Origin of the sequence: Krasilnikovia sp. MM14-A1259 (assembly GCF_047159535.1) — a bacterium.
In the GTDB taxonomy this organism is placed as follows: Bacteria; Actinomycetota; Actinomycetes; order Mycobacteriales; family Micromonosporaceae; genus Actinoplanes.
This window is the reverse complement of the sequence record NZ_BAAGAJ010000002.1, coordinates 693,271-715,811: the sequence shown is the minus strand read 5'-3', so window position 1 is coordinate 715,811 and position 22,541 is coordinate 693,271. Positions and strand designations below refer to the sequence as shown.

Here is a 22,541-nt window from a genome sequence, read left to right as displayed (position 1 = left end):
GGGGGCACCCCTTTCTAAGAAATGGGTGTGGCGGGACGATGTTCCGTCCGCCCTGTGTGTCAGTGAAAGGGAACAGCTTGAACATCTTGAAATTCGCGCGGGGACGAGTCGGAACGGCGATCCTGACCGTTGCTGCCGGGGCGGCCCTCGCCTCCGCGGCCGCGAGCCCTGCGCTGGCGGCGACCAAGGGCACGTGGGTCAACTGGAACTCCAGCTCCGCCCCGCTGACCGTGAAGGGGTACGGCAGTACCGCCAAGGGCTACGGCAAGTGGCGCGTGGTGGACAACAGCCAGGGGACCCGGTCGTACACGTCCGGCTACTACTGGTACGCCAACGCGGACAACCACAAGAAGTACGGCGCGATGGTTTCTCAGTCGAACGCCGGCGTCTGCTACGCCCCGCAGTACACGAGTTGCACGGCTGCGTACTACAACGCCGGTTCCGCCGAGAGCACGCACTCTAACGTCACGGGCGGTCAGTGGCTCGACTTCAGCACCGCAGCGGCCTTCAACGGCAACTACGCGCGCGCCGCAGAGCAGGTGTGCCTGGACGTTCCGTTCCGTAGCGACCCGTGCAGCGGCTACACCTACACCCAGGGTGAGCCCTACTAATTGGAATTCCCGGCCGCCGGGTAATACAGAATTGCCCGGCGGCCGGTCCCACGTATTGAAGGAGAGCTCGACGAGAATGGCCGCGAACCGCTTGGTGTGTCACGAGTTGACGAAGAACTACCGCAATGGCTTCCGGCTCGGGCCGTTGACGCTTGAGCTTTCGGCCGGGGTGACATGTCTGGTGGGCGCGAACGGCGCGGGCAAGTCGACCTTCTTCAGAATGGCCGCACAGGTGGACCGGCCGACGTCGGGCACCGTGCGACTCGAGTCTTCCGACGACCGGGCGGCACTGGGGTACCTGCCGCAGGAACCGAGCCTGCCGCCGGCCGCGACGTGCGAGGAATTCCTGCTGTATGTGGCGTGGCTGCAGAAGGTGCCCACCGGTGCACGTCAGGAGGCCGTCGCCAGCGCCCTGGCCCGCGTCGGGCTCACCGACAAGCGCACCGCCGCGGTACGCAGCCTGTCCGGCGGTATGCGGCGGCGGCTCGGCATCGCCCACGCAATCGTGCACGATCCGGCCCTGTTGCTGCTGGACGAGCCCACCGTCGGGCTGGATCCGCGCCAGCGCATCGGCCTGCGCGAAACGATCGCCAACCTCGGCGGCGACCAGATCGTCATCGTCTCCACCCACCTGGTCGAGGACATCCGCGGCCTCGCCGACCGGGTGATCGTGCTCTCCGACGGCGCAGTCATGTACGACGGCGACGTCGCCGGCCTGGAACGCCAGGCCACGCCGGACGCACCCGGCGACACCGACCTGGAACGCTCCATCGCGGCCCTGATGGGAGCAGCGGTATGACCTCACAGCTCAGATACGCGCGCAAGACCCTGCTCGGCCCGTGGATGATCCTGGCGGCCCTGGGCATCGAGGTGACCAACTTCATGCTGCGCGGAATGCCGTGGCGCGGCGAAGGCCTCTGGAGCGTCGACTGGTTCGCCATCTCGCTGTTCATCATCGGCCCGCTGGCCGCGGGCGTCGCCGCCATCGACGCGGCACGCCTGTCCCGGCCCGGCAACCTGCACCTCGTGGTATCGGTCGCCCGGCGCGGACGTGCCTACCTCTGGGCCGCGGCCTGGTGCGCCATCCCCCTGAGCGTGCTGCATCTGGCGGTCATCGGGGCCGCCATGATCGTCGGCCGTGTCGGGCATCCCAGCGTGAGCTGGTGGTCGCTGCTGGGCGCCGCGCTCGTGCAGTGCGCGGGCATCGTCTGGTACGTGTGCCTCGGCTCCGCCGTCGGCCGCTACACCAATACCCTCGTGGCCGGCCTGGTCGGCGGCGTCGGCGGATTCGCGCTCAGCTACCTCGTCGGCGGAGCGTTCGACAGCAAGCCGACGTTCCAGCTCCTCAACCTCGGCTCAGCAACCATCACCATGGTCGGCAAGTCGTTCAACGCCGGCTACCTGAGCGCCCAGGCCGTGTTGCTGTTGGGGACCGGGGCACTGCTGCTCACCCTGCGGGTGCAGGGCCGGTCCGGCCGCCGGCTGCCCACAGGCGCCGCCGCCGTCGCCGCCGTCCTCGTCGTGGCCGCGATCGCCATCGCACCGACAGCCTTGCCGTCGCAGCGGTACGACTCGACGCCGCACGCGCCCACCTCGTGTACGGGCACCGCACCGCAGATCTGCCTCTACCCCGAGCACCGCCGGTACGCCGCCGCGATCAACAATTCGATCGACACGCTGGCCAAGGCGGCCCAGGCGCACGGCTACTCGCGGCTCGTGCCTGCCCGGATCATCGAGGAGAGCCGCAGCTACCACCCGTCCGGGCCCGGCGTGTTCGCCCTCTACCTGCCCGCCCAGGTCTATGAAGGCGGCCAGTTCACGGTGCAGGATGCGGCGACCGCCATGCTCACCCCCTCCCACTGCGCGTTCGTCCAGAACCCGTCGGTCGGCGGGATCGACGTGGACCGGTTCACCGCCAACTACTTCTCCCTGGTCACGACGTGGCTGCACCTGGCCGGTGTCGACGACGTCATGACCCCGGTACCTGTGCGGCTGCTCACCCCGAAGCAGGCCGACACCGTCCTCAACGACTTCGCCGGCTGCCGGCTGGACGCGTCGCTGTGAACCAGCCGACGCCGGTCCGGTCGCCGGCAAGGCACGCACGGACCACGTCCGGGACTCACCTGTGGATGCTCGTACGGGCCTGGGCCGGCGTCCACTCGACCAACGCCGCCGGGGGGACGTTGGTGGTCGTCGCGGTCGGGTCGGTCCTGCTCTCGCAGGTGTCGTTCTCGGATTTCGGCATGGTGCGGTTGATCTCGCCGGTGTCCGCCCTGCTGTTCCTTCCGGTGATTGCGGGCACGGCCGCCGCCATCGCCTGCGACAACACCGCCAGGCTGCCGCTGCCCGATCCCCCGCGCGCCGCCGCAGCGCGCGGGGCCTGGGCCGCCGTCTGGACCCTCGCCGCGGCGCTCGCCACCTCGTCGGGCATCCTCACCGGCTCGACCATCGGCTGGGCCGCGGTCGTCCGCAACGTGCTGCTCTACAACGCGCTCGGCCTGATCGTCGCGCGGCTCGGCTACCCGCACCTCACGTGGTTGCCGTCGCTGACCTACACGATGGCATGCATCCTGTTCGGCTATCCCAACCACGGGATCGGGTACTACTGGTGGGCCGTGGTCATGGCGGATCAGGTCACGGCGGCCTCCGTCACGGGAATCGGCCTTCTCTACGCAGCGGCGTTCCTTGCGTACGTGGCGCCGATCCGTCGCCGTCGCCACACAGACACGCCATGACCGACGACACGACGGCGCGAGTACTTCATCCCGCGCCGCCGTGTCGTCGGTTCAGTCGGGCCCCTGTCCGCGATGCTCGAGGCGATGGGACGGTGGCCGAGGGCAGCGCGGAGGGCGGCGGTACGCACCTGGGCGACTGCTGCACTGATCACCATCGGGCTGGTCGCGTGCGGCGGGCCTGACCCGGTGCCGGTGCCGGTGCCGCCGGCGCCCACCCCGACGGTGACTCCCACGGCCCCGGCCTGTGTGACGGACGCGAAACTCGTACCGTCCTGCGGTGTGCTCTGGGGTGCCGCCGCCGGCGCGTTCAGCGCCGTGCCGCGGGACCGGGCGTTGAAGCGGTGGGAGGCGAAGACCGGTCGCACCGCGACGATCTTCCACACCTACCACCGGGGCGGCGACCTGTTCCCGAGCCCGGCGGAGATCGCCATGACCGAGGATCCGGCCAGGCCTCGGGTCCTGCTGGTGAACTGGCGGGTGGCCGACGGCACCACGTGGGCGGACGTCGCCCGCGGCGGGGCGGACGGACGGATCGACCGCTGGGCACGCTACGTCCGCGACGCGTATGGTCAACGGTTCTTCCTGGTCCTGAACCACGAACCGGAGGTCGACGTCGATCCGGTCCCCGGGTCCGGGATGACCGCCCGGGACTTCGCCGCCATGTACCGGCACGTGATCACGCGGATACGCGGCGACGGGGTGCGTCACGCGGTCACGGTGCTGGCGTACATGGGCAGCGAGAAATGGATCGCCCGGTCCTGGTGGAAGGACCTCTACCCGGGCGACGACGTCGTGGACTGGGTCGGGCTGGACTCGTACGTGTCCGCGGAGCCGGGCCGCTACCACTACGGCGGGTTCGCCGACCTGCTCGACCGGCAGCCCGGCGGGGGTGGCACCGGGTTCTACGACTGGGCGGTCGGCGCCCACCCCGGAAAGCCGATCATGGTCGCGGAGTGGGGCGTCTACCACCGGGTCGGCCGGACCGCCGACAAGGGCCCCGAGTTCGCCAGCGTGCTGCCGGAGCTGGTGCGGCGGCCCGCGGTCAAGGCCATCGTGTACTTCGACACCAAGGACGATCTCTTCGGCGATCGCGACATCAGCGTCGACAGTTCCCCGTCGAGTCTGGCCGCGTTCCGGAGGCTGGCGGCCAGCCCGCTGTTCGACGTGACGCTGGACGGCCGGTGACGCCCCGCGCGACGCCCACGGCGGGGGTACCTCCGGTCACGTCGTCGCCGTCCGCGCCATGATGGGCGCATGAGCCACCGGCCGTTCGAGGCAACCGTGATCAGAAGTACGGCCGTCCTGGCCGTCGCGCTGCTGCTGGCCCTGGCGGGCTGTACCCGCCCGGCACCGGTGCCGGTGCCCGTGCCACCGGAGCCGGCGCCGTCCGGGAACACTCCCGAGCAGGCGCCCGGACCGTACTCCAAGGTGCTGCTGATCATGGAGGAGAACCACGAGTACGACGCCATCATCGGCGACCAGGAAGCGCCGTACCTCAACGACATCGCCGCCCGGTACGGCATCGCCCGCCACCTCGACGCCGGCTATCCACCGCAATGCCCGTCGCTGGCCGCGTACCTGCTGCTCACCAGCGGCAGCACGCACGGCGTCTGCGACGACCGGGCACCGCGCGCCCACCCGCTGACCAGCGACAACCTGTTCCATCAGGTCGCCGCCAGCGGACGCGAATGGCGCAATTACGCCGAGTCGGCACCCGGGCCGTGCCCGCTGGACAACGCCGACCAGGGCCGATACCTGGTTCGGCACGTGCCGGCCACGTACTACGTCAACGAGCGTGCCGACTGCGCGCGCTGGGTGCTCCCACTGGGTGACCTGAACGCCGGCGCCCTGCACACCGACGTCGCCGCGGGCACGTTGCCGGCGTTCGGGCTGATCAGCCCGGACGCGTGCCACGACATGCACGGCGCCGACGCCTGCCCGCAGCAGCGCACCGCCACCGGCGACCAGTGGCTGCGCGACTGGCTCACCCAGATCCTCGCCGGGCCGGACTACCGCGCCGGACGCCTCGTCGTGATCATCACGTGGGACGAGGGCAGCAAGGAGAGCAACCACATCCCCACCCTGGTGATCGCGCCGACGACGCAGCACGTCACCGCGGACGGGCCGTACACGCACTGCTCGACGTTGCACACCATGGCGGACATCCTGCGCGTGCCGCCGCTGGGCTGCGCCGCCACGGCCCCGGCGATGACCGACGCGTTCCATCTCGCGGCCGCCGATCGGGCGGCGGCCGTCCGCCCGTCGGCGGTGCCGGAGTGAACGCGATGTCCGCCTTGTCGCCGCGGGTCGCGGGAGTCCGGGGCATGCCCTCGCACGCCGCAATGCCCGAAGACCGCCGGCACAGCGCGGCGCGTTAGGGGGTGGCCCGGGGATGTCCCCCTTGCCGGTACCGGTGGGGTTGTACCTACAGTAGTCGGCATGGCACCGGCGCGATCCCTTCACGAGATCCTCTCGGGGTTGACCGGCGACGCCGGCACCCCGGGCGATCTCGCCGCCGTGCTGGACGCGGGTGGGCACCCGGACCTCCCGCCGGACCTGCTCGCCGAGGCCGTGGTCAGCTACGCCGGCACGGCTGCGGCCGAGGTCGCGGAGCATCTGGCGCCGTTCGTCATGGCACACGGTCCGATCGCCGAGGGCGACACCGCGGCGGACGAGATCGACCTGTCCGGTCTGCTCGCCACCGCGCCCGCGCCGAACCTCGACGATCCTGCCCTGGCCGCGCCGGAGATCGATCCGCCCCTGGGGGTCGGCGATGCCGACCCGGCGCATACGTCGCTCGACCACGACCACACGCTCGACCACGACCACGCGCTCGACCACCGGCACACGCTCGACCACGGGCACGCGCTGGATTCCGGCCACACGCTGAACCAGGAGCACACGTTCGACCGCGAGCACGCGCTGGATCACGGCCACACTCTCGACCATGAGCACGCGCTCGATCACGGCCACGCGGTCGACGCGCCCGGGGAGTCCGGGCGGGTGCCGCTGGACTCGGCGTTCGGTCTCGGGCACGACCACGACCTCGGCCTGGACCACGGCCTGGCGATCGAGCCGGACCACGACGCCGCGTTCGACGCGGTGGCTCCGGAGGGGGACCCGACCGGGTACGCCCATCCGCACGGGCTGCCGGAACTGGACGACGTGCATCACTCGGGCGCGGAGCTGTGGGCGACCCCCTTGCTGCCCGACGACGCCCCGGAGATCGACGACGTCGACGACTGAGCGTGTCGTTGCGTCCCGCCGTGCGTGACCGCCCGGGTGATTGCGTCGTTCAACGGTCGTGTCGGGGAAACTGACGGCGATCTCGGGTCGGTGGGGCACCGCCGTCGCGCTGTCGGCGCTGCTCGGCTGTTCGGCGCCAGCGACCGGGGCACCGGCTCCGGCCGCGCCGGTGGTGTCGCGGACCGCGGCCCGGCTCGACGACCTGCAACGGCGCATCACCGGTGACCTGGCCGGGCTGCGGGCGTCGGAGAAGCTCAACCATCACCGCATCGAGGGCGGCGTCGCCTCCTGCATGCGTGCCGCGGGGCACCCGTACCGCGCGGTGCCGTTCGTCGACTACTACCGCGACTTCACCGACGCGGATCTGGGATACGGCATCGGGCACGCCACGGTCTTCGATGCGGTGACCGACGGTGGACGGCGGGTGGTCCTCAACGAGCTGGCCTTCGCGCGCCTGGAACGCGCGGGCGTCCTGGAGCCCACGGTCGCACCCGCCGATGTGCCCGCGCTGAACGCATGCCGGGCACGGGTGCATTACCGCTCCTACTTCGACGTCGAGCCGCCGCCGGGCGCCTATCAGCTCGCCGGCTTCGAGGACTTGCTGGACCCGGTCGCCGCCGACCCGGCCGTCGTGGCCGCCATGAGCCCGTACCGCGACTGCATGAAACAGAAGTACGGGTACGACGTCCCGGACCGTGACGACTTCCTTTTCGCGCCCCGGCTCAACCGCGCTGACGCCCCTGCCGACGGCGCACCCGCCGGGCGAGCCTGGACGCGGGAAATCGCTGCGTTGAACGCCGCACTGGCCGCCGACACGGACTGCCGACGCCCCGCGTACCGGCAGGCGATGACGCTGCTGGCACCCCGCCTGGCCCCATGGGAGGCGAAACACCGCGCGCAGCTGGACGCCATCCGGTCCGTCTGGAAACAGCGGGTCCGGGCCGCCGCGAAACTCGGCCGATAGCGAGCGGAGTCCCCCGCCGGCTACGAGACCAGCGCGGCCGCGTGCTCGCGCAGCTGGCGCAGCCGGTCGAGCTCGGCCATCAGATCACGGTGCCGGCTCTCGCGTTCGGCCGTGGTGCGCTGCGCGGCCTCCGACGCGGCGGCCAGCGCCTTGGCGTTGGAGCGGGCCAGCTCGTCGGCCAGTTCGCTGTAGTGGTCCCGCAGTTGCCGCTGGATGCGCCGCAGGGTGTCGCGGGAGTCCTTGGTCATCACGAAGCTGACCTCGTCGCAGTACCGCCGGATCGCGTTGCGGGCCTGGTTCTGCCGGTTGGTGCGTTGACGGGTCTTCTCCTCGCGCAGGCCCTTGCGGCCCATCACCAGACCGATGCCCAGGCCGATCGGGCCGAGCGCGATCCCGGCAAGGGTACCCAGCGCGGTGAACATCAGTGCCCCGCCGTACGCGCTCTTGAGCGCCACCATCGCCTGCTTGCCGAGCTTCATCTTCTCCAGCTCGATCTTGTGCTCGACCTCGGCGGTGCCGGCCAGCGGCACCGGGTTGGCGATCGCGACGTGGCGCAGGATCCGACCCGCGTCGCGTTCGAAGTGGGTCGCCACCTCGTCGCTGAGTCCGATCGCCCGGTCGCGCAGCATCATGTAGTTGGCGAGGATCTCCTGGGAGACCCGGGCCTTGAGCCAGCGTTCGGTCTCCGACCAGGTGTCCGCGGGGTCGCTCTCCTCGATCTGGGCGTCCGCCTCCTCGATCAGCCGGCGGATCCGGCCACGCAGGTCGTGGTCGATGTCGGCGTTGAGGTCGGCGATGCCGTCGCCGAGGGTCTGCTGCCACTTCGCGGCGGCGGCCTTGAGTCCCTCCACGCGCTGCTTCACCGCGGCGAGGTCGTTCATCACCGTGGCCGCGGCGGCCGGATCGGCCAGGGCGGCCCGTTCGGCCCCGAACTGGCTTTCGATCTGCTCGCAGATCCCGACGACCGCCGCGCCCGCCTGGGCGGCGGCCCGGGTGGCCGCGCCGCCCGAGACGCGCTGGGAGACGAACTTGACCAGGTCGGGGAACCCGGACTCCGCGTTGAGGTCCTTGTCGCCGGCGGCGACGGCGCGCAGCCGCAGGTCGGACGACACGGGAATGATCGGCATCTCCCCCACGGCGCGCAGGTGCCCCGCGTCCAGGTCACGGATCTTCCGCCAGTACGGATAGAAGTCGGTCTTGGTGAGCACACACACCGCCGTCGAGCACACCTCGCGTGCCTGGCGCAGGAACTCCAGCTCGCTCTGGGTGAGCTCCTGCGCCGCGTCCGTGACGAACAGCAGGGCGTCGGCCATGGACGCCGCGGTCAGGCTGGCGGCCGAATGCACCGAGCCGAGCCCGCCGACGCCGGGGGTGTCGACGATGACCAGGCCGCTGGACAGCAGTTGGCGCGGCAGCCGCACCTCCACGCCGGTGGCTCCGTCCACCGCGCCGCCGGCGTCCTTCTCCAGGACATAGTCGCGCACCCGGTCGACCGGCACCGCCTCGCGCCGCGGCGGCACCTCGTCGAGCAGGACCTCGGCGGACGGCTCCTTGCCGTAGCGGACGTAGGTCGGCAGGGCAGTGGCGACGTCGTCGTTGACCGGGCAGACCTTCGTGCCGACGAGCGCGTTCACCAGGGAACTCTTGCCCTGCTTGAACTCGCCGACGACCACGATGTGCACCACCGGGTCGGCCAGGGTGGCGCGGACGGCGGCGAGCCGGCCGCTCAGATCCGTACGGTCGTACGCCTCGCAGGCGCGCTGGGCGAGGTCGACGACCTCGGTCGCCCGCCGCAGCGTGCCGTCGGCGTCAGGTGGTGCCGTGGTTGCGGTCAACGTCGTTCCTCCCAGTCCCGGTAGGGTACGGCGCCCTGGCCGGAGGTCGGCCCGTGCGCCACGGTGGCGTGGCGGGTCCGCCGACCCGCCACGCCACACTGTGTTCGATCCGGCCCGGTGTCACCGGGCGCTGTCCGGCCCGGGATCAGGCGTGGTGGCCCGGGTCCGCGGCGAGGCTGTCGCCCGCGTCGTGGCCCTGCCCGGTGAAGTGGTCGGCCTGCTCGCGGATGATGTGCGAGTCGTCGCCGTGGATCGAGTCGTGCGAGTTGAACGCGTCGTGCGCGTCGTGCGAGTCGTGCGTGGTGACGTCGTGCGAGTCGCGCGAGTTGAACGAGTCGTTCGTGGACTGGTCGTTGAACGAGTGGTTGGTCGACTGGTCGTTGAACGAGTGCTGTGCCGTGGACGCGTTGCCACCGGCGGACACCGACGAGTCGTGCACCCCGTTGGCGTTGACGGCGTTCTGGCTGCCGCCACCGAAGTTGAGGTTGATCGGGCCGACCGCCCCGCCCGCGCCGCCACCGGCGTTGCCGCCGACGCCCGCGCCGCCCGCGGCACTGCCGCCGACCGCGGTGCCGCCGTTGCCGCCGTCCCCGCCGTCGCCCCCCTGACCCTGGCCGAAGCCCTGGCCGCTGCCGCGCAGGCCGACCCCGACACCCGCGCCGACCCCGGCACCGACCGCGCCACCGGCGCCGTTGCCACCGTCCGCGCTGGCGTCACCACCGAAGCCGCCCGAGCCACCGGTGCCGTTGGCGTTGCCGCCGGCGCCGCCGCTGGTGTCGATGTCGAACTGGGCGGTCTGGTTGTTGTTCCCGACGACCGCCTTGTCCACGTCGTCCGCAACGATGCCGGTGTTGTCCCCGAGGACCGGCTTGTCGATGTCGTCGCCGACGATGCCGGTGTTGTCGCCCAGGACCGTCTTGTCCACGTCGCCGTTGGCCTGCACGCCGGAGTTGATGCCGGTGTTGACCGCACCGGTGATGTCGTGACCGGCGGTCACCGCGTTGTCGCCGGTGTTGCCGACCACGTCGCCGTTGGCGGCGCTGCCCGCGAAGCCGCTGTCCCCGGTGTTGCCGACCACGTCGCCGTTGGCCGCGCTGCCCGCGAACGCGCCGTCCCCGGTCGCGCCGAGCACGTCGCCGCCGCCCGTACCGATCACGGAGCCGTCGCCCGCGGTGACCTTGTCCCCCCCGACGACCTCCACCGACGAGTTGTCGCCGGTGACGCCGATCGCGTCGCCGCCGGCGGCCACCGAGCCGCCGGTCGCGGCGACCTGCGTCCCGTCGCCCTGCTGCGCCACCGCGGAGTCACCGGTGGCGGCGTTGACGTCGCCGTTGCCGGTGGTGCCGACGTTGCCGTGGCCGGTCTGGTTGACGTTGGTGGCGTCGATGTCGATGTCGCCGAGGACCGGACCGTCCACGTCGACGTCCACCGAATTGTCGATCTTGGTGGAGTTGTCCGTGAACGTCCGGGAGTTGTCGATGATGTTCTGCGTGGTGAAGTTCTGCGCGACCTGGGTGACCTGCTGCACGGTCTGCGCGGGCACCGCGGACGCGGCGTTGCTGCTGCTGCCGCCGCCGCTGTAGCCGCTGCCACCACCGCTGTAGCTGCCGCCGCCCGAGCTGTAGCTGCCACCCGAGCTGTAGCCACCGGCCGAGCTGTAGCTGCCACCCGAGCTGTAGCCGCTGTCACTCGTGGAGCTGTAGCTGCCGCTGGCGGCCTCGGTGACGATCTGCTGGAGGTCGACCCCGTTGAGCGAATCGGCGTCGATGTTGTTGGCGGCGAACGATCCGGCCGGGTCGGCGAGGAACTTCGCGGTCTCCGCGTCGCTGCTGAACACCTTCTCGAACAGCGCCCGAATGTTGTCGATGATCAGAGGGGTGATCTCAATAGCGGCCATGACTTCTCCTGTACTCGGGCCCGCCCCGTTGGTCGGACATATGAAGCCTGCGGGTTGACGCCGGTGTCGCGCATCGGGGCTATCCCCCTGCCGGGGGACGGGATTAGGGGGGGTGGTATCGGCTAGGACTCCGGGGGCAGGTGTTTGCGCAGCCCAGCGATCATCTCGGCGCGGTTGGCGGCACCGAGTTTGGCACGGATCCGCGCCACATGGTGTTCCACCGTCTTCGGCGACAGATAGAGCTGCGACCCGATCTCACGGTGCGTACGCCCGGCGAGCACCAGCCGTGCCACCTCCACCTCCCGGTCGGACAGCGTGCCCTGACCCGCGTCCGGGGGTGCGTCGTCCGCCGGTCCCTCCGCGCGGGACAGTTCCCGCGCCTTCTCCAGCAGCCGCCGCGCGGCCGACGGGTCGGTGGTCCGGATCGCGGCCTGCCCGAGCAGCCGGGACGCCTCCCACGGCAACTCGGCCGCGACCAGGTCGGCGGCGTCCGCAAGCACGTCGTCCGGGCGTACGTCGCCGGTGAGCGCCGCGGCCCACCGCATGGCGGCCCGGCACTGGGCCTGCTGCCGCGCACCACCGGGGTCGAGGCCGCCGAGGTGGTCGGCGGCTTCGGCCGCCGCGGACACGTCCTCGCCGACGACGGCGATCTGCAGCCGGATCCAGCCGAGCGACACCGCCCACGCGGCCGGCCGGTCGAGCCGGTCGACGACGGCCTCCAGGTCCTCGAGGATCGGCGTGATCCGCCGGTGATGGCGCAGCCGGGCCGCGGCGACCAGCAGTTCCTCGACCATCTCCAGGTGCAGCAGGTCCACCGCGCGCCGGGCGAGCACCGGCTCCGCGAGCGCCCACGCCGCGCGGAGCTGGGCGATGTCGCCGCGCCGGCGGGCGATCCCGGCGGTGAGACAGGCGAGGGTCAGCCGTTCCCGGCCGGGCAGCGACACACCGCTCAAGCGGTCGAGTTCGGCGAGGGCGGTGTCGTACCGGCCGGCCCGCAACCGCACCCAGGCCAGCAGCGTGCGGTGCCGGTCCTGGGCGACGGGTCCACCGGCTCCGGTGGACAGCGCCCGTTCCAGCAGATGCTCGGCGGACGCGGTGTCGCCCGTGGTGACCGCGGCCAGTGCGGCGAGCGCGTGCGGCAGATCCGGCATCGGGACCGCCGGCGGGGCCTGCTCGTACACCTCGGCCGCCTCGATCAGCAGAGGCAGCGCCGCCGCCGGGTCGCCGATCGCCAGCGCCGCCTCGGCGAGGCGGCGCAACGGCACCGGAGCCGGACCGGTCGCCGCGGATCGGGCCGGCGCCGGGCGACCGGTGGCCATCAGTGCCGGTACGGCCAGGACCGGGCCGGGAGTGTCGGCGCCGAGCAGCGCGTCGGCCGACCGGCCCGCCCGGCCGTCGTGCGCGGCGGCGGCCCCGGCGACCATGCGGAGCCGGGCGGCGTCCGCCTCCGACGCGGTCGCCGCGTCCACATCGACCGCCAGGCCCAGCTGGACGGCCGCCTCGGCGCGGCCCGCGGCCACGACCGGCGGCTCTGCGCCGGAGTGCAGCGCCTCGTCGTACCAGGACAGGGAACGGTCGGGGGCGGAGTAGCGAAGACCGTCGGCGGCCCGCCGGTAGACGTCCGCCGCCGCCGGGGTACGGGCGCGGGCGGCGCGCAGTTGTTCCGCGGCGCGGACCGGGTCGGCACCGGTGGCCAGCAGCGCCGACGCCACGGCATCGTGCAGCCGGCGGCGCTCCGGGGCCGGCAGGTCAGCCAGGACCGCGCGGGCGACCGCCGGAATCATCCGCTCGCCGTCGGGAGTCAGCATTCCCTGGTCGCGCAGCGTACGCGCGGCGGCGGCCGCCTCCGCCGGCGCGAGCCCGGAGGCGACGCAGACGACCTCGTCGCCGAGATCGGAACTCACCGCGAGAATGCGGGCGAGCCGGGCGATCCCCTCTCGGGGCGGCGGCGCCGCACCGCCAACCGGGCGTTCGTGGCCACCGGCGAGCAGGCGTTGCACCCGGGCGACCAGCGCGGGCGGGGTGCCGTCCGGGGCGTGCGCCACGGCCGCAGCCAGGGCTGCCAGACCGGCCGAGGCGGCGCGGACCGCGTCCACGTGCGCCGCGGTGGCCGGCCGTTCGATCGCCGCGGTGACCAGTGCGGACAGGGCGCCAGGGTCGAGCGGGCCGAGGTGTTCGACCGGTCCCGTAGCGGCGACCGCTTCGTCCAGTTCGGCCAGTTCCGGCCCGGTGAGTGTGGGCCTGCGGGCGATCGCCATCGGCACCCCGGATCGGGCGGCGGCGGCCAGCGCGCGCAACGCCGCCGCGGGCAGCCGGTGGGCGTCGTCGACGACGACCAGGGCCGCGTCGGCGTGGGCCCGGGCCAGCAGCGCCTGCAGGTCGTCGACGGTGGTGAAGACCACGGGTACGGCCGGCCGCCCGGCCGCGGCGGCGATCTCGCCCAGCCTGCGGGTCCGGCCGGCGCCGTCCACCCCCACCACGACAGTCACCCGTGCAGTCCCTCCTCACCCACGTCGAGCTGGCAGTTTACGGTCGGCGGCGGGGTCTGGTACCCGCTCGCCCCGGGCGTGTACCGTCGGCCCCCGACTCCCGGCACCAGGCTCTCAGATGACCGGCGGGCGAACGGCCGCGAAGTGATGCAGCAGGCACAGTGACGCAGCACATGTCCCGCGGTCGGACGACGCACCGCCGACGGGTCACCCAGTACCTTGCTCATGGGTGGCACGCTCGGGTGTCCGCGGACCGGTCGGCAGGCAGGAATGAACGGAACGCACCCACCGGCAGACCGGGAGCAGCGACGTGAGGATGTGGGGTCCGAGTTGCGGTCCGACGCGGTGACCCCATGCGACTGATCGACCGTACGCGCGACGCGCTCGCCCAGGCCCTCGCCGTGTACCGCGGCACGCCGTACGAGCGGCGGCTCGCCGCCGTGCGCGACCGGCTCGACGAGCCGCTGCGGGTGGCCGTCGCGGGCCGGATCAAGGCCGGAAAGTCGACACTGCTCAACGCGCTGGTCGGGGAACGGCTGGCGCCCACGGATGCGGGCGAGTGCACCCGCATCGTCACCTGGTATCAGGACGGGCACACCTACCAGGTCATGGCGCAGCCGTACCGGGGTGCCCCGCGGCAGCTGCGGTTCCGCCGTGAGGACGGCGCCATCGAGATCGACCTGGGCGACCTGCGCGTGGACGAGGTGGCGCAGCTCGACGTCAGCTGGCCGTCCCAGGCGTTACGAAACGTGACGTTGATCGACACCCCCGGTATCGGGTCGCTGTCCGAGCAGACGTCACAGCGGTCGTGGAATCTGCTCGTACCCGATGACGAGGAGACGCCCGCCGACGCCGTCATCTACCTGATGCGTCACCTGCACAGCAACGACGTCGAGTTCCTGCGGGCGTTCCACGACGTGGAGGTGTCGCGGCCCAACCCGGTCAACGCCATCGGTGTCCTGTCCCGGGCGGACGAGATCGCGGTGGGCCGGCTCGACGCGATGGCCTCGGCGAAGCGGGTCGCCACCAGGCTCGGCACCGATCCGAGTGTCCGGCGGCTGGTGCAGTCCGTCGTCCCGGTGGCGGGACTGCTCGCCGAGACCGCGGCGACGCTCACCGAGTTTGAGTTCGCCCGGTTGCGCCGGATCTCGGAGCTGCCCGTCGCGTCCGCCGAGCAGTTGCTGCTCACCGCGGACCGGTTCGTCCAGTCCATGCCGGAGCTGGGCATGACCTCGATCGAACGGGAGTCGCTGCTGGCCCGGTTCGGGTTGTTCGGGCTGCGGCTGTCCGTGGCTCTGCTGCGGCACGGCACGTGCGGCACCGCGACCGAACTGGCCCGGGAGCTGATCGACCGCAGCGGTCTGGCGCAACTGCGGGAGGTCCTCGGCTCGCTGTTCTTCGAACGTCGCGACGTACTCAAGTCCCGGTCCGCCCTGCTCGCGCTGGCCGAGGTGACCCGCGTCCAGGCTTTGCCGGGCAGCGCGGGGGTCGCCGCCACGGTCGAGGAGATCATCGCCTCGGCTCACCCGTTCAACGAGCTGCGAGTGCTGTCCAGCCTGCGCGCGGGATGGGTGACCGGCAAGCCGGAGGTCGTCGCGGAGCTGGAACAGCTCATCGGCGGCGCCGGTGCCGCGATCCACCAGCGGCTGCGGCTGCCGCCGGACGCCTCGGGCGCGGAACTGGACGCCGCGGCGGACGCGGCGCTGGCCCGCTGGCAACGCCGGGCCGAGAATCCCCTGACCTCCGCGGAATTGGCGGTCGCCGCGCGGGTGGCGGTCCGTTCGTGCGAAGGCATGATCGCCGACCGGCGACGGCTGCGGTGAAACCGGATGAGCCGGGACCGAACCGGCTGCGGCGCCCCGACGTTCGCTCTTTCGACGACCTGACGAGCCTTGAACTGATGATCACAATCGGAGCATCCATCGATGTACGCGCTTGGCATTGACCTCGGAACCACCTTCACGGCGGCCGCGATCTGGCGCGACGGCCGGGCGGAGACCGTCTCGCTCGGCGATCGAAGCGCAGCCATCCGGTCGGTGGTGCTGCTGCGCGAGGACGAGACGTTCCTGACCGGGGACGCGGCGCATCGCCGCGGTTTCTCCGAGCCGCAGCGGGTGGCCCGTGAGTTCAAGCGGCGGCTGGGCGACACCACCCCGATCCTGCTCGGCGGTGTGCCGCAGTCGGCCGAGGCACTGATGTCGCGCCTGCTGCGGTCGGTCGTCGACGAGGTGGCCCGCCGGGAGGGCGGCCGCCCCGCGGCGATCTGCGTGTCGCACCCCGCGAACTGGGGTCCGTACAAACTGGACCTGCTGCGCCAGGCCGTACGGATGGCCGACCTCGACCTGCCGGTGACGTATACGACCGAGCCCGAGGCGGCGGCGGTCAACTACACCCAGCAGCAACGGGTCGAGCCGGGCACGGTCGTGGCCGTGTACGACCTCGGCGGCGGCACGTTCGATGCCGCGGTGCTGCGCAAGACACCGTCGGGTTTCGAGGTCCTGGGGCAGCCCGAGGGCATCGAACGGCTCGGCGGCACCGACTTCGACGCCGCGGTGTTCAATCACGTCCGTACGGCGCTCGACGGCAAGCTGGAGGAGCTCGACGAGGACGACCCCGCGGCGATCAACGCGGTGATCCGGCTGCGGGAAGAGTGTGTCCAGGCCAAGGAGGCCCTGTCGTCGGACACCGACACGACCATCCCGGTCCTGCTGCCGAACGTCTCCACCGACGTCCGGCTCACCCGGGCCGAGTTCGAGGCGATGGTCCGGCCGGCGCTGCACGGGTCCGTGGAGGCGCTGCAGCGGGCGCTGCGGTCCGCCGACTGTTCGCCGGAGCAGGTGCACTCCGTGCTGCTGGTGGGCGGCTCGTCCCGGATGCCGATCGTCGCCCAGCTCGTCGGCTCGGAGCTGGGCCGGCCCGTGGCGGTCGATGCGCATCCGAAGCATGCGGTCGCGCTGGGCGCGGCCCGGCTGGCCGGCGGGGACACGGCGAAATCCACCGGGCCCGGCCCGGTCCCGCCCGGCCGGCAGGCCGCATCCGCGGGTGTGGTTCGCCAGCAGGGCGCCCCTGGCCAGATAGGCGCCCCCATGGGCGCGCCCGGCCCGCAGGGAGCACCCACCGGCGGACCTCGCCCGCAGACCGCACCCACGGGCGCGCCCGGCCCGCAGACCGCATCCACGGGTACGCCCGGCCCGCAGGGAGCACCCACCGGCGGACCTCGCCCGCAGGGCGCACCCACGGGCGCGCCGGGCCCGCAGGGCGTACCCATGGGCGCGCCGGGCCAGCAGGGCGCACCCGCTGGGGCTGCCCGGCAGCAGGTGGGCCCGGCGATCGTGCCGGGCGGACAGACCGCACGTCCGAACCCGGCGGGCGGGACCGCGCCGGCCGGTGGACCGGCACCGGCGGCATATGGCGCGCCGGTGACCCCGAATCCGTCGTCGCCGGCCGGCGCGGCCCCGGCCGCGCGGAGCCGGACGTACACGTCCACCACGGCCGGTCCGGCCGGCGCGGTGGTGTCACCGGAGGCGGAGCCGCCGGCGAAGCGGACCTGGAGCGTCCTGGTCGCGGCCGGCGCGGTGCTGGTCGTGCTGCTCGGCGGCGGCGCGGCCGCCTGGGCCCTGCGCAGCGGCAACCGTGCGGGCGGCGCCAAGCCGGCCGCCGTCCCGGACGACGAACAGTGCACCGCCGCGATCAAGGCCAACCCGCGCTGGGTGTGCCTCACCTCGGCGCGGATCGCCGACGGGAAGTTCATCGTCGAGTACGACGCCGATTTCGGCGGCAGCCAGCCCGCCGTCAAGGGCGGTTACCACCTGCACATCTACGGCGGCAACGGCACCACTCCCCCGGACACGATCGAGGGTGAGCAGGCGCCCGACGACCAGAAGGGATTCTGGTACGTCGAGGATCAGCGGCCGTCCGTGGTGGAGACCAGCGACGTACGGTTCGTCAAGGCCATCGGCGACGCGCCGAAGGTGTGCGCCCGGATCGCGGATTCCCACCACGGTCTCGTGCCCGACAGCCACGGCACGTACAAGACCGGCAACTGCGTACCGATCAAGCGGTAGATCGCCGCTCGGACCACGACGAGGGGCCAGCCAGGTTCGCCGCGCCGCCGTCGAGGACCGCCCGGTACGCGGCGCGGGCCAGCCGCCGACCCCACGGCGAGCGCGGGCCGGCGTAGGGTGCCGCCGGGCCGGAGGGCGGGCACAGGACCACCACCGCGTCGGTCGCCGTCCCGGTGGCGGCGAGGCCGAGGTCGCGGATCGCCTGCGCCTTGGCCTCGGTGAGCGTGGCGACCGCGTTGACCAGCGCGCCGTCGGCCAGCCTGTGCGGCACCCACGCCACGATGTTGACCGTCCCGGGGTGCGGCGCCGTCGCGGTCGTGGGCGCCGCCGCCTGGGTCGGGGAGCTGAGCCCGACCGTGGCCCACAACCGCACGTCGCCGTCGCCCGCGGCCACGACGTCGGCGGCGTCGACGCCGGTGAGCAGGCCGACACCGGGGCCGGTCAGATCGAGCGCGGCGGCGATTTCGCGCAGGTGGGTGGCCGGGTCGTCGCGATCGTAGGACATCGGGACGGTCGCGTTGACGACCCAGCCGCACGGCCCGATCCCGCCGCCGAGCACCGCCGACGACACCGCGAGTGCGGACTCGGGCAGCCGCCACACCAGCAGCGGAACGTCGTCGCCGGACTCAGCTCGGTGCGTCAGTACCGGTTCGATCACCGCTCGACCCTAGCGCCCGGGCCGCGGTGGGCGCCGCCGTATCGGGGGCCGGGTCGGTGCCGCGCACCGACCGCAGCAGGAGCTCGGACACGTCGGTGACGCGCACCTCGTCGGCCGCCTTGCCCTGCTGCTTGCGGGTGGCGACACCGTCGGTGAGCATGCTGATGCAGAACGGGCACGCCGCGGCGACCACGCTCGCCCCGGTGTCCAGCGCCTGGTCCGTGCGGGCCTCGTTGATGCGGGTGCCGAGTGACTCCTCCATCCACATGCGGGCGCCGCCCGCCCCGCAGCAGAACGACGTCTCACGGCTGCGGGGCATCTCGGTGAACTGCAGTCCGGGCACGCTGCCCAGCACGTCCCGCGGCGGGTCGAAGACCCGGTTGTGCCGCCCGAGGTAGCACGGGTCGTGGTACGTGACCTCGGCCTCGACCGGGTGGGCCGGCCGCAGCCGGCCGTCGGCCACCAGCCGGGACAGCAACTGCGTGTGGTGGACCACGTCGAAGTCGCCGCCGAGCTGGCGGTACTCGTTGCCGATGGTGTTGAAGCAGTGCGCGCAGGTCACCACGATCTTCCGCGCCCCGGCGGTGGTGAGGGTCTCCACGTTCTGCCGCCCCAGCTCCTGGAACAGCAGCTCCTGGCCGAGGCGGCGGGCGGCGTCGCCGGTGCACGTCTCGCCGCTGCCGAGCACCATGAACCCGACACCGGCCTCGTGCAGCAGCTCGGCGACCGCGCGGGTGGTGCGCTTGGCGTTCTCGTCCAGCGCGCCCGCGCATCCCACCCAGAACAGGTACTCGACGTCGTCGGGCAGCCGTTCCTCGCCGTCGTCGCCGAAGACGCGCACCTCGAACGGCAGCCCGGCCGTCCACTCCAGACGCGCGGTCGCGCCGCGGCCCCACGGGTCCCCGGACCGTTCCAGGTTGCGCAGCAGGACGTTGGCCTCCTTCGGGAACTGCGACTCGATGAGCACCTGGTAGCGCCGCATGTCCACGATGTGGTCGACGTGCTCGATGTCGACCGGGCACTGCTCGACGCACGCGCCGCAGGTCACGCAGGACCACAGCACGTCCGGGTCGATGACGCCGCCCTCCTGCACCGGCGCGACCAGGGGACGCTCGGCCTCCGCGCGTACGTCGGCGGGCAGCTTGTCGCGGGCGGAGTCGGACCCGGCAAGCAGGTACGGCGCCTTGGCCAGCGCGTGGTCGCGCAGGCTCATGATGACCAGTTTGGGATTGAGCGGCTTGTCGGTGTGCCAGGCCGGGCACTGCGACTGGCACCGGCCGCATTCGGTGCAGCTGCCGAAGTCCAGCATGCCTTTCCAGGTGAAGTCCTCGATCGCGCCCCGGCCGATCTTGTCGTCCTCGTCGGGGTCCTCGAAGTCCACCGGCGTGCCGCCCGAGTACACCGGCAGCAGCGGGCCCAGCCCCCGCGGGCGCCGGGAGAACAGCACGTTGAGCGGCGCGAGCCCGATGTGCAGGTGCTTGGAGTGCACGACGATGACGAGGAACGCGAGCACCGCGCCGAGTGACGCGAGGACGCCGACCGTCTCCAGGACCTCGTTGGCGGCCTGCCCGGCCGGCGCCAGTAGCCGCCCGACCGCCTCCGACGCGAACGCGCCGTGCGGGAACGGGAAGTTGCCGGTGTTGACCTGGGCGCCGCGGTACAACAGCAGCGTCCACATCACGTTGAAGATCATGAAAAGCACGAGCCAGGCCGCGCCGAGGTGCGATCCGAAGAACCGGGACCGCCGGCCCTCGCGCTGCGGGCGGTGGCGCAACCGGATCGCGCCGAAGACGACGAGCGAGACGAGCACGGCCACGATGAACATGTCTTCCAGGAAGCCCAGCCACGCCTGCGTGCCGATGATCGGGATGTGGAAGTCGGGGTCGAACAGCGCGCCGTAGCCCTCGACGATCGTCGCGCCGAGGATGACGAACCCCCAGAACACCGCGAAGTGCGCGAGCCCCGGCACGCTCCACTTCAGGAGCTTGCGCTGGCCAAGTACCTCGGTCACGATCGCCCATCCGCGGGTGCCCAGCTCGCTGGTGCGCTCGGGCTCCGCCGGCTGCCCGGTACGGGCCAGCCGGAACAGGGTGAGGATCCGCCGCCCGGCCAGCACGAATGCGACCGCGGTCAGCGTCAGCCCGAGCACCAGTCGTACCGTCACGTTGCCACCTCTCTGGAGCTGATCACCGGCTGGGCCTTGCGTCTTCTGATCTCGGCGAGCAGCTCGGGCACCACCCGGTGCACGTCGCCGACCACGCCGAGGTGGGCCAGGTCGAAGATGGGAGCACCCGGATCACGGTCGATCGCCACGATCGTCTCCGCGTGCTGCATGGCGGCGCGGTGGCGGACCGAGCCCGAGATGCCCAAGGCCAGATACAGGCGCGGATGGACGATCGTGCCGAGCTGGTCGATCTGGTCGCGCCGCGGGCACCAGCCGAGCTCAGTGGCGGTGTGCGACCCGCCGGCGATGCCGCGCAGCGCCTCGGCGAGCGCACCGACCAGGCCGAACGACTGCTGCGAACCCATCCCGCGGCCGCCGGCGACGACGATGGCCGCGGTGGCCAGTTCCGGCGGGAGCTCGACGCCGGCGGGCCGGCGGCCGAGGCGGCGCACGGCGCGGACGGCGGGCGGGAACGTGACGTCGACACGCCGGACCTCCGGCTCCACCGGGGCAGCCACCGGTATCACGGCATCGGTGCGCACGGTGAACACCGGCGTGCCGCCGCTCACCCGCGCCTCCACCCGGTACGCGCCCTCCAGCGCCGACTTGACCGCGACCGGCCCGCCGGCGCCCATCCGCAGGTCGGCCACGTCAGTGATGAGCCCGGTGCCCAGCCGCGCGGTCAGCCGGGCGGCCACCTCCTGCCCGAGGCGGTGGGAGGCGATCAGGACCGCGGCGGGTCTCGTCCGCCGCGCGAGATGGGCCAGCACCTCGACGCGGGCCGCGGCGGGATGCGCGTCGAGCTCGGGGCGGGCGACGGCCGCGATCCTCGTGGCACCGAACCGGCCCAGCAGCGCGACACCGGCCGCGTCGGCCCGGCCGCACACCAGCGCCGTGGGCGGGCCGAGCCGGCGGGCGAGGGTCAGCAGCGCACACGTGGAGCGGCACACGGTCCGCTGGGTTGCGGTGTGGTCCACGAGCACCAGCACCGGTCTCATCGCCCCTCCTCACCCGGGTCGTGCTGCGGCTACAGGAACTCGTTGACGGCCAGGAAGTCCGCCACGCGGATGGCCGCGACCGTGGGATCGTCGGCGAGCATGACGCGGGCCGGGACGCCGCGATCCGCGGCGTCCGCCCGCACGACCGTGGGGCCCGCACCGCCACCGGCATCGAGATCGAGGTCGAGGTCGGCCAGTGTCCAGGTGCGGATCAGCTTGTGGTGTGCGTCGAGCGTCGCCGCGAGCGTGGGCCGGCGCGGCTCGCCGCAGCGTTCGGTGACCGAGACCACGGCGGGCAGGGCGGCCGCGAACGCCTGCAGGCCGGCGCCGTCGTCGCGCCAGATCTCGACCCGGCGCTCGCGGACCTGCAGGATGTCGGCGAAGCAGAGCACCGGCACGCCCAGCAGCTCGGCGACCATGGGGGGCACCGCGGACATCGCGGCGTCCGACGACGCGGCGCCCGACAGGACGAGGTCGAAGCCGAGCCTGCGCACGGCGGCGGCGAGCACCCGCGCGGTGGCCAGCGCGTGGCTGCCGCGCAGCCGGTCGTCGACGAGGTGGAGCGCGTCGTCGGCGCCGAGGATCAGCGCTTTGCGCAGCGCCCCGACCGCCGCGGCCGGACCCATCGTCACCGCGGTGATCTGTACGTCGCGGCGCCGCCGCGCGATCCGCAACGCCTGGTCGACCGCATACTCGTCGGCGTCGTTGAGCTGGCCGCGCCGGGCGGCGCGGTCCAATGTGCAATCCGCGTCGAACGTCATGCCGCGCAGCGTGCACGGCACGTGTTTGACCAGGACGACGATCCTCACCGATGCAGCCTCCGCCCGCTCAAGAGCACGACGCTGCCGCGAGCATACCGGCGATTGCATTGATCAACATA

Annotated in this window: 17 protein-coding genes; 10 read left to right on the top strand and 7 right to left on the bottom strand. The window is 72.5% G+C overall.

Going from position 1 to position 22,541, the window contains the following annotated elements:
• Positions 1–77 precede the first annotated feature (77 nt).
• The 8 genes from ACMCNK_RS03070 (at position 78) to ACMCNK_RS03035 (ending at position 7,556) form a co-directional block, all read left to right on the top strand.
• Positions 78–611, top strand: coding sequence for a hypothetical protein (locus tag ACMCNK_RS03070; RefSeq protein WP_412734851.1), 534 nt, complete (start codon positions 78–80; stop codon positions 609–611).
• Positions 598–1,410 carry an ATP-binding cassette domain-containing protein gene (locus ACMCNK_RS03065; RefSeq protein WP_412734850.1) on the top strand — a complete coding sequence of 271 codons (813 nt, stop codon included), beginning with the start codon at positions 598–600 and terminating at the stop codon, positions 1,408–1,410. The genes ACMCNK_RS03070 and ACMCNK_RS03065 overlap by 14 nt, the downstream gene beginning before the upstream one ends.
• Entirely contained in the window at positions 1,407–2,675 is a 1,269-nt protein-coding gene (locus tag ACMCNK_RS03060) for a hypothetical protein (RefSeq protein WP_412734849.1), read from the top strand. Before ACMCNK_RS03065 ends, ACMCNK_RS03060 begins: the two co-directional genes overlap by 4 nt.
• Positions 2,676–2,740: 65 nt before the next feature.
• On the top strand, positions 2,741–3,346 hold the full coding sequence (locus tag ACMCNK_RS03055; RefSeq protein ID WP_412734848.1) for a hypothetical protein: 606 nt from the start codon (positions 2,741–2,743) through the stop codon (positions 3,344–3,346).
• Positions 3,347–3,430: 84 nt separating this feature from the next.
• Positions 3,431–4,531: an endoglucanase gene (locus tag ACMCNK_RS03050; RefSeq protein WP_412734847.1), complete on the top strand. Its 1,101-nt coding sequence runs from the start codon at positions 3,431–3,433 to the stop codon at positions 4,529–4,531.
• Positions 4,532–4,600: 69 nt separating this feature from the next.
• Complete coding sequence (locus ACMCNK_RS03045) at positions 4,601–5,626, top strand: alkaline phosphatase family protein (RefSeq protein ID WP_412734846.1); 1,026 nt, start codon at positions 4,601–4,603, stop codon at positions 5,624–5,626.
• Between the two features lie 159 nt (positions 5,627–5,785).
• Positions 5,786–6,592, top strand: a complete 807-nt coding sequence (locus tag ACMCNK_RS03040) for a hypothetical protein (protein WP_412734845.1) — start codon at positions 5,786–5,788, stop codon at positions 6,590–6,592.
• 58 nt (positions 6,593–6,650) lie between these two features.
• A complete protein-coding gene (locus ACMCNK_RS03035) occupies positions 6,651–7,556 on the top strand; it encodes a hypothetical protein (RefSeq protein WP_412734844.1) in 906 nt (301 codons plus the stop codon).
• Positions 7,557–7,576: 20 nt separating this feature from the next.
• Here ACMCNK_RS03035 and ACMCNK_RS03030 read toward each other — a convergent pair whose 3' ends face one another.
• From ACMCNK_RS03030 to ACMCNK_RS03020, 3 genes are all read right to left on the bottom strand, one after another.
• The gene (locus tag ACMCNK_RS03030; protein WP_412734843.1) at positions 7,577–9,391 is read right to left on the bottom strand and encodes a dynamin family protein; all 1,815 of its coding nucleotides are present in this window, start codon (positions 9,389–9,391) and stop codon (positions 7,577–7,579) included.
• Between the two features lie 145 nt (positions 9,392–9,536).
• Complete coding sequence (locus tag ACMCNK_RS03025) at positions 9,537–11,288, bottom strand: hypothetical protein (RefSeq protein ID WP_412734842.1); 1,752 nt, start codon at positions 11,286–11,288, stop codon at positions 9,537–9,539.
• A 122-nt stretch (positions 11,289–11,410) separates the two neighbouring features.
• Positions 11,411–13,777, bottom strand: a complete 2,367-nt coding sequence (locus tag ACMCNK_RS03020; protein WP_412734841.1) for a LuxR C-terminal-related transcriptional regulator — start codon at positions 13,775–13,777, stop codon at positions 11,411–11,413.
• Between the two features lie 353 nt (positions 13,778–14,130).
• Here ACMCNK_RS03020 and ACMCNK_RS03015 point away from each other — a divergent pair, with 353 nt between their 5' ends.
• Both ACMCNK_RS03015 and ACMCNK_RS03010 read left to right on the top strand, forming a co-directional pair.
• On the top strand, positions 14,131–15,600 hold the full coding sequence (locus tag ACMCNK_RS03015) for a dynamin family protein (protein WP_412734840.1): 1,470 nt from the start codon (positions 14,131–14,133) through the stop codon (positions 15,598–15,600).
• A 102-nt stretch (positions 15,601–15,702) separates the two neighbouring features.
• A complete protein-coding gene (locus ACMCNK_RS03010; protein ID WP_412734839.1) occupies positions 15,703–17,841 on the top strand; it encodes an Hsp70 family protein in 2,139 nt (712 codons plus the stop codon).
• On the opposite strand, the gene ACMCNK_RS03005 is transcribed toward ACMCNK_RS03010, so the two are convergent.
• Genes ACMCNK_RS03005 through ACMCNK_RS02990 form a run of 4 tightly spaced genes read right to left on the bottom strand, consistent with a single transcriptional unit; the run spans position 17,831 to position 22,470 of the window.
• A complete protein-coding gene (locus ACMCNK_RS03005) occupies positions 17,831–18,499 on the bottom strand; it encodes an adenosylcobinamide amidohydrolase (RefSeq protein WP_412734838.1) in 669 nt (222 codons plus the stop codon). The genes ACMCNK_RS03010 and ACMCNK_RS03005 overlap by 11 nt on opposite strands.
• The gene (locus ACMCNK_RS03000; protein ID WP_412734837.1) at positions 18,468–20,663 is read right to left on the bottom strand and encodes a (Fe-S)-binding protein; all 2,196 of its coding nucleotides are present in this window, start codon (positions 20,661–20,663) and stop codon (positions 18,468–18,470) included. Before ACMCNK_RS03000 ends, ACMCNK_RS03005 begins: the two co-directional genes overlap by 32 nt.
• Entirely contained in the window at positions 20,660–21,661 is a 1,002-nt protein-coding gene (locus ACMCNK_RS02995; protein WP_412734836.1) for an electron transfer flavoprotein subunit alpha/FixB family protein, read from the bottom strand. The genes ACMCNK_RS03000 and ACMCNK_RS02995 overlap by 4 nt, the downstream gene beginning before the upstream one ends.
• 29 nt (positions 21,662–21,690) lie before the next feature.
• On the bottom strand, positions 21,691–22,470 hold the full coding sequence (locus ACMCNK_RS02990; protein WP_412734835.1) for an electron transfer flavoprotein subunit beta/FixA family protein: 780 nt from the start codon (positions 22,468–22,470) through the stop codon (positions 21,691–21,693).
• Positions 22,471–22,541 lie beyond the last annotated feature (71 nt).